6 protein-coding genes are annotated in these 7,527 nt (G+C 63.0%); 1 reads left to right on the top strand and 5 read right to left on the bottom strand.

What is annotated here, in order from left to right:
- Both VHL31_RS01590 and VHL31_RS01585 read right to left on the bottom strand, forming a co-directional pair.
- Nucleotides 1-447, bottom strand: a 447-nt coding sequence (locus tag VHL31_RS01590; protein ID WP_329659447.1) for a DUF1622 domain-containing protein, incomplete at its 3' end; no start/stop codon positions are given.
- A gap of 58 nt (nt 448-505) precedes the next feature.
- Nucleotides 506-2,986 carry a hybrid sensor histidine kinase/response regulator gene (locus tag VHL31_RS01585; RefSeq protein WP_329659446.1) on the bottom strand — a complete coding sequence of 827 codons (2,481 nt, stop codon included), beginning with the start codon at nt 2,984-2,986 and terminating at the stop codon, nt 506-508.
- 1,766 nt (nt 2,987-4,752) lie between these two features.
- On the opposite strand from VHL31_RS01585, the gene VHL31_RS01580 reads away from it, so the two are divergent.
- A complete protein-coding gene (locus tag VHL31_RS01580) occupies nt 4,753-6,069 on the top strand; it encodes a hypothetical protein (RefSeq protein WP_329659445.1) in 1,317 nt (438 codons plus the stop codon).
- A gap of 103 nt (nt 6,070-6,172) precedes the next feature.
- Here the strand turns inward: VHL31_RS01580 and VHL31_RS01575 are convergent, their stop codons facing one another.
- The 3 genes from VHL31_RS01575 to VHL31_RS01565 all read right to left on the bottom strand — a co-directional run bounded on the left by VHL31_RS01575 (nt 6,173) and on the right by VHL31_RS01565 (nt 7,460).
- On the bottom strand, nt 6,173-6,568 hold the full coding sequence (locus VHL31_RS01575; RefSeq protein WP_329659444.1) for an ATP-binding protein: 396 nt from the start codon (nt 6,566-6,568) through the stop codon (nt 6,173-6,175).
- A 68-nt stretch (nt 6,569-6,636) separates the two neighbouring features.
- On the bottom strand, nt 6,637-6,996 hold the full coding sequence (locus VHL31_RS26575) for an STAS domain-containing protein (protein ID WP_349262335.1): 360 nt from the start codon (nt 6,994-6,996) through the stop codon (nt 6,637-6,639).
- A 14-nt stretch (nt 6,997-7,010) separates the two neighbouring features.
- Complete coding sequence (locus tag VHL31_RS01565; protein WP_329659448.1) at nt 7,011-7,460, bottom strand: PP2C family protein-serine/threonine phosphatase; 450 nt, start codon at nt 7,458-7,460, stop codon at nt 7,011-7,013.
- Nucleotides 7,461-7,527 lie beyond the last annotated feature (67 nt).

Here is a 7,527-nt window from a genome sequence, read left to right as displayed (position 1 = left end):
CAACACGATGACGCCGAGAACGGCCAGGTTCTCCAAGGTGGGCTCCACGGCGACCGTGCCGATGATGTCGGCTGCGACCAGGAACTCCAGGCCCAGCAGAATCGCCCGCCCCAGGCTGGCCCTGAAGGCATCGTAGATCTTACCCGAGCTGCCCGAGCGCACCAGCTGCCAGACCAGCCGCAAAGAGGCGGCGATGGCGCCAAGAACGATGACGGCGACACCCACGACCTCGATGCCACGTGCCGTCCAATGCAGCCAATCCTCCAGCCGGTCCGACATAGCTGGCAAGACGGCCTCCGAGCCTGTTGTTTCCAGGTTCTGCGCCGACACGGCAAGCGGGTAGAGGAAGGTGCCCGCCGCCAGGGCGATCAACACCAGCGTAGGTAGCCAGCGATCCAGCTGCGACGCCGGTCCAGCTTCTTGGTCGCCTGGAGCATTGGTCGTCATTCAACTGTCCCCGTAAGGAGCCTCAGCCGGGCGGGCCGGCGTGTGCTCTGCACGCTGATCAGTCCCCTGTGCTCAGCAGCTGCAAGCGGCCAAGCTCTTCCTTCGTCGCGGCGAGGGTCTGGTTCAGGAGGGTGAGGAGATCGCCGACCTTCTGCCCTTCGAGCGCACGATGCTCGATCTCGCGGCCCAGCGTGCCGATCCGCAGGAGGCCCATGCTCAGCGTGGTGCCGGCCAGCCGATGCGCAGGCTTCACGAGCTCCGCTGGCTGGCTCTTCAGTTCTTCCATCTCGGCAGCCAGCTGCTCTGCCAGGCTCAGCGCATTCTGCAGGAACTGAACGAGCTTGCTGGGGCCAGCCAGGGTTCTCATCTTCTCGATCCGAGCAAGATCCAGCAGCTCACCACCTGACGCGGGTACCGGCGGCTGTGCTGGCGCAGGAGTTGCGGCTACTTCGGGTACAGCTTTGCCAGTGGCGATGCCTGCCAGCGTCTGAAAGAGGTCCTCCCAGGCAACCGGCTTGGTCAGGACCTTGTTCATGCCGGCAGACAGACAACGCTGGCGCTCCGCCTCCATGACGTTGGCGGTCAGTCCGACGATCGGCACGCTGCCCGCAGGCGGCGGCAGCACCCGGATCCTGCGGGTGGCCTCGATCCCGTCCATCACCGGCATCTGCACATCCATGAGGATGACGTCGAAGCTGTGTTCGCTTGCCATGGTCACGGCCTGCTCACCGTCTTCGGCGAAGGTGACGGCATGACCGTGCCGCGTCAGTGTTGCATCCAACAGATCACGGTTCACCTCCACGTCCTCGGCAATCAGCACCTGCAAAGGCCGGATCACAGCTGGATCGAGCACTGCCCTTTCCTTGACGATCACCACATCGCCGATCTGTAGGGGGATCTGGAAGGAGAACACGCTGCCCTGGCCGGGCGTGCTTTGGATGCCGATCTCGCCGCCCATCGCTGCCACCAGCTGCCGGCAGATCGCTAGGCCCAGGCCGGTACCGCCATACTTGCGGGCGGTGGACTGATCAGCCTGCACGAAGGGTTGGAACAGGCTCGCCTGACGCTCCTTGGGAATGCCGATGCCGGTATCCGCCACCTCGAAGCGGAACCAGACCTTCTTGTCGTCGACGATCTCGCAGCGGATGGTCACGTCCACGCCGCCCTTGCGGGTGAACTTGAGGCCGTTGCCGATCAGGTTGACCAGGATCTGGCGCAACCGGGTAGGGTCGCCACGCACAACCGGCGGAGAATGCTCGTCCAGATCAAAGCTCAGCTTCAGCCCGCGCTCGGTGGCTTGCGGCGTCATGATCGAGCGCACCTGCTCCAGGATCTCGCCCACCGAGAAGTCGACCTCCTCCAAGGTGACGGCGCCGCTGCCAAAGCGCGAGAAGTCGAGGATGTCGTTGATCACGCTCAACAGATGCTGCCCCGAGGTGCGGATGGCGCGCACATAGGCCTGCTGGCGTGGTTGCAGCGGCTCATCGGCGAGCAGGTCGGCCATGCCCAGCACACCGGTCATGGGCGTGCGGATCTCGTGGCTCATGGCAGCCAGGAACTGCGCCTTGGCGCGTTCGCCCTCCTCGGCTTTCGCCTGGGCCGCCTTGGCCTCGGTCGCGTGCGCTTCGGCAAGCTCTGCTGCCTGCCTGAGGGCATACGCATTACGCTGGCGCAGCCAGCTCAAGAAGCCCATGCCGAGACTGATGATGCCGACCATGAAGCTGGCCAGAAAGACGCGCTGCCACCAGGGCCGCAGCACCTGGCCGAGCGGCTCCGACATGACGACCTGCAGGTCCGTGCCTCGGACCGCCACCCAGGCAACGAGGTGGTTCGCGGTAACGACCTGCCCGGCCAACGCGCCTGATCCGGCCCATTCCCCCAGTGCCGCCGGGCGCTGCGGCTCCTCCTCTGCATCCGGCCAGTGCTTGGCGTCCACGGCGTACAAGGTGCCGGTGCTGTCGAGGAGGGCCAGGGTCTGGCCGGGCCTGGTGAGCAGGCCAGCAAAGACCTGCGCGTACAAGCGCCAGCTTGCCGCCACGGTCAGCACACCGTCCACTTCGCCGGAGGGCAGGAGCATGGCCCAGCTGATGGGAACGATACGGCGATGGGGCGGGATCCGGGAGATGACCGGCGTCCCGATGACCATGCCCAGGCCGCGGCGCTCACGATGGGCCCTGACATAGTCCCGGTCGCTCAGGTCATAGCCGACCGCTTCTGGCACCTGTGAGAGCTGGGCCACCCCATTGGCATCCAGCACCACCATCGTGCGCAGCGCATCAAGCTGCTCGTCCTTGGCGGCCTGCCGGCGCAGCCACTCATAGACGCCCTTGCGGTCGAGCTGGCCGGCTTCGAGATCATCAAGAGCGAGCGAGACCACCAGATCCAGGGTGCCCAGCGTGCGCCTGACGGTGCCGGCCACGGTCTGGCTCGCCGCAGCCAGTTCCTTTGTAGCAGCGTTCAGCGTCTGCGTCCGGTCCCAGGCCAAAAAGCTCCAGGCGATCATCGTACAGAGCAGCAGGGTGAGCAGGCCGCTCAGCATACCTGCCTGAGAGGGCCTCAGCGCCGCGAACCAGGTGTAAAAGGCTGCAGTGGCTCTGGCTGACAGGCGCTCTCGACGGCCGATGCTTGTGCGAGGGACATCTGGATGGGCTTGCATGACCAGTTACAATCGTTGGTCCGAACCGACCACAGAACGTCAAGCGTCTGATCAGCAGGTCCGGGTGTTATGGTCTACCGGCTCTATTCTACAAATATATGCTGAAGAAGCGTGTCTGAGGGTGAAATTGCATAGGAGCTGCCAGTAGATATTGGCTGAGAAAGATATCGAGATGGCATCGCGCCCAGGCAGCATCGGATCAGGGCAGCCGCCCGCTTGTCTTGCGCTTGTTGCCTCGCCTCCTGACAAAACAGCCATTCGGGCCCTGATCATCACGCAGAAGCCAATGCCGACTTCAGGCTTGCCTGTCCACTGGCGATTGCCGCAGGCCAATCTGGCGGCGGAACCTTACGGTCCTGGCAGCGTCCACCGATGGCATCGTGCCCATCATCGACCGTTCTCCACGCGTGAATGAGTGGCCCATCCTTTTGTCGCATCGTTGACGTCCTGCCGATCGCAGTTCACCTCCAGTCCCACCCATGGTGGAGTGGATCATCAGCGTGCGTTGGCATCCCCTTTCTTCGCTTCGGCGCACAAGGTGCGGTGTCATGACGGTATTGATAGCGCTCGGCTTGCACGGTCTTGCGAGAAGCGCACCAGCGCAGGAGGCTGTGATCGCGACCGACCGGCCGTTTGCGCCAGGTGCCGTGGAGAAGGAGCAGGATCTGAGAGGAACCGCCGGTTGGCCGACCTATCAGGAAGGAGTGGCTGACGGCCTGTTCTACCGGTTTGATCCCGACGGCTATGCCCGCTTTATCGAGGACGAGAGGCAGGAAGGCTGGGAGATCGTCTGCATGTCCTGGCCCAGGACAAGCTGCACCGCAACACGGGGCGAGGTGACGCTGACCGTCTCCGACAACCAGCGCATCGACGTTGCTGTGGCCGGCGCACCAGCCGAAGCGCGCTTCTTCCTGGAGAATGGTGAAGACAGGTCCGGCACGCTGGGCAGCCTGTTCAGCAACACGCCAGTCGCGGATTTGCCCCATGCCAAGGCACTGGTGCCCGAACATGGAGGAGAACCCCTGCCGATCGGCGGACTTGTCACGGTCGCAAGGTATATCGGCTGGATCCAGAACGGTGGCACAGTGCCACCAGCCTTGGAGTTACCTTCTCCAGCACTACCACCGGAACCAGAGTCCATCTCACCGCCTGCTGCAGTACTGGCGGAACCGGCAGCAGGGGTTTCACAACCTGAGCCCGACCAAGCGCCGCCTCCACCGCCGCCAGAAGTGGGCCCTCTTGTTCCGCCGGCCGCGTCGACTGCGGAGCCAGCAGCCGATGCGCCACCGCTCAGAGCGGTACAGGCACCTCCTCCAGCACCGGTGGAATCGGAGGCTGTCGTTTCGCCCGCCGCGCCAATGACCGAGGCTCCATCGCCCGAGCCCGATCAGGTGCCATCAGAAGCGCAGCCTCTGTCCGGGCCGCCCGCATCGCCCTTGGCAAGTGCCTTGCAGCCTGAGCCTGCCCGAGCGCTTCCACCGCCGCCCGTTCCCGCGCCGCGGCGTGCTGTTCCCGCACGGGAGACGACCGCACCTGTGCCTGCGCCCGCACCGCTGCCGATGGCGTTGTCGGCCGCTCGCAAGACAGGTCCGGCCAAGACGGTGAGGCTGCCCGGTTCAAAGGCTGGTTCGTTAAGGCCAGCTGCGCCTTTGAGCTGTCCTGTTCCGCCACTCTCTGCGGACAAGCCGCTTGGCGATTCGATTGACAGCCTGCGCGGCCTCACTGGCGTGTCCATCTTCACCGACTTCATGGCCGAGCCGGACGAGCTCAAAGGCAAGCTGCGACGGCAGGTGCGCCAGCGGGTCGAGGAGCGGTTGCGGACGGCAGGCATGCGCCTGCTGGACAAGCGGCAGCTGGAACAAGAGCCGGGCAAGCCACGTCTCGAGTTCTACCTGACACGCGGCGACCGGACGAAGGACTGCCCGTTCCGGATAGCGATTACGCTTCGCCAGGAAGTGGCCCTCGGCCGCGACACGACGACCCAGCTCTACACCGGCACCTGGAGCGAGACCGGGCCTTCCCGGCTCGGCTTTACCAAGAATGCCGAGATCGAGAGCGTCGCCTACTACCTCGAGAGCTTCATCGTCGACTGGCGCGCGGCGAACAGCGGCAAACCGCGCGAGGAGCACCGGCCCATCCCGAGGCCCAAGCACGAGATGACCTGGGGCCGGTGGATCGATCAGGCGCTCGGCGTCAGCTTTGGCGTGAACCTGCCGCTGACATCCGGGGATGAGCAGGTTTCCGAAGACGGACCGAGTGGCCTTGGCCAGGACCGCCAGCCGCCGTCGACCCCGACCATCAGCACGACACTGGCCTTCAACTGGCCCACGACGCCGTGGTTCGGGCGGTTGACGCTCTACAAGTATCTCGATCCGTCTCGGCAGAAGCCATGGAATCCTGACTTCGCCTATGCGTTCGGCTATGATGACTACCGGCCCGGTACCTTCTCGTTCACCTACGGCAACTATGGTGGCAATCGATTCGATCCGGATGGAAACGAGGATTTCACACGACTCGATCAAGGCTCGCTGCGTGTGGCCTACAAGTTCGAGTTCGAGGACCAACTGGTAGCACCGCTGTTCACGGACGAGACCCGCCTGGTCCAGTGCCAGCCGGCGATCACGACCGTTCCGCGCTACTTCGACCAGAGCAGCAACAGCACCAAGAGCTTCAAGACTGCACTGTCGTTTGGTTGCCGGTACAGCATCTGGCGCAGCTTCTTCATCGGCGCCACGGCGTTCGTCTACCCGGATCCGGACCAGCAGCAGGACTGGGACCCGGATTACAGCTACTCCTTCGGCTGGTCGAACTGGCGGCCGGGCACCTTCTCGATCGAGTACAGCAACGCTTCCGGCAACCGCTGGCCATGGCGCGAGGGCGGCAATGGCGGCTTCCTGGAAGGAGCCGTCAGCCTTAACTATCGGGTGCCGCTGGAGGACGTCATCGACTGGTTCGCCGAGCCCTGAGACGTGATACGGGGCAGACTACCCACAACGAATGTTAATGGGTCGCATACGCTTAAACCTTGTGCTAGCTGCAACAGAAGAACTGCATCCTAGCAAAACATTGTTAGAAGATTTTTTCAAGTATTAATGTATTGATGCCGTCATCCACATGATATTCGAGGCTGTTGGCAGAGCTTATAATAAGGCGCAGGCCCATTCCACCCTCAGGAAGCTTGGTAAGATCATCAGTGTCCATGTCCAGGCAGGACGTTCGGGCACGATCGAGCAGCTCCGCCGGGATCCTCTTCCCGCGGTCACTGATCTGCACCGTGACCTGGTGATCTTCCAATGTGACTGCGGTCGTGACCGGCAGGCCCGGGGTGTTGTCGTACCCATGCTTGATGACGTTGTTCAAAGCTTCGACGACACCGATCTCAAGCTCATCAAGTTCTTCTGGCGAGAGCGCAACGAGCGAGCAAATGCTGCGAAGGCTCATTGCCACAAGCGCGACATTTGCCAAGTGACTATCGATGGTGAACGTAATGCTCCGGACCATGACGACTCCGAACAGCAAGCAGAATGCTGCCTCTAGCTGGGCTTGATTGCTTGCGCGGCGCCTTCCGGTGTGTCGTGCAAGTTCAGGACCCGGTCCAATCGGGTAAGCTTGAAGAGCTTCATGACCGTTCCATGGGCTCCGCTGATCGCCAGGCTGCCACGGCTTCCAACGGCCTTCATGCAGGAAACAACAGCTCCAAGGGCGCTGCTGTCCATGAAGTCGACAGCAGTCAGGTCGAGCACGAGATATTGATGGCCACTGGCGATGTGGTCGGTCACGGCGGTCTTGAATCTCGGCGCTACGCTGGCATCCAGGCGCTTTGTCAGCAAGCGTACGATCAGGACACCTTCGTGATGGGTGGTTTCGACGAGGTCGCTGTCTGAGGGTTCCATGTTCCGTTCCTTCGTTATGTCTTCTCGATGACGAGCAGCGAGATGTCGTCCTCGTAGATCGGGCTGCCTCTCCAGCTTTCGAGATGACGCTGCAGTTCTTGAAGCATCTGGGGAAGTGGCAGCGATGTCGTGGCGGAGCAGAACTCGATGAACCGTTCCTCCGAGAACAGCATCCCGTCCGGACTGGTGCATTCGACGATCCCGTCCGAGTAGAGCACCATCCGGTCGCCCGGGTGCAGGCCCAGCTCGATGTTCTCGTAGTCAGCGTCGACGAAGAGGCCGACCACGGATCCACCGTCTCCTACGGTTGTGACCTGACCATCACGGTGTACGTGGAGGGGCGGAGGATGTCCCGCCTGGGTCAGAACCATTCGCCCACTCGTCTGATCGATCATGCCGAAGATCATGGTGAAGTAGGCCGCGTCCTCCTCGGCTTGAAAGCGCTGATTGAGCTCGGCAACGATCGTGGCGGGATCCCAGGACGATGTGGATCCAGCTGGAGCACGGCTACCGACCTGCAGACCTCCCGCG

This window comes from Geminicoccus sp., from assembly GCF_036263595.1.
GTDB lineage: Bacteria > Pseudomonadota > Alphaproteobacteria > Geminicoccales > Geminicoccaceae > Geminicoccus.
This window is presented reverse-complemented; position numbering and strand designations above follow the sequence as displayed.

Excerpts from the sequence above, each read along its gene's own strand:
- VHL31_RS01585 (WP_329659446.1), bottom strand. The coding sequence starts at position 2,986 with ATGCTGAGCGGCCTGCTCACCCTGCTGCTCTGTACGATGATCGCCTGG.
- VHL31_RS26575 (WP_349262335.1), bottom strand. The coding sequence starts at position 6,996 with ATGGAACCCTCAGACAGCGACCTCGTCGAAACCACCCATCACGAAGGT.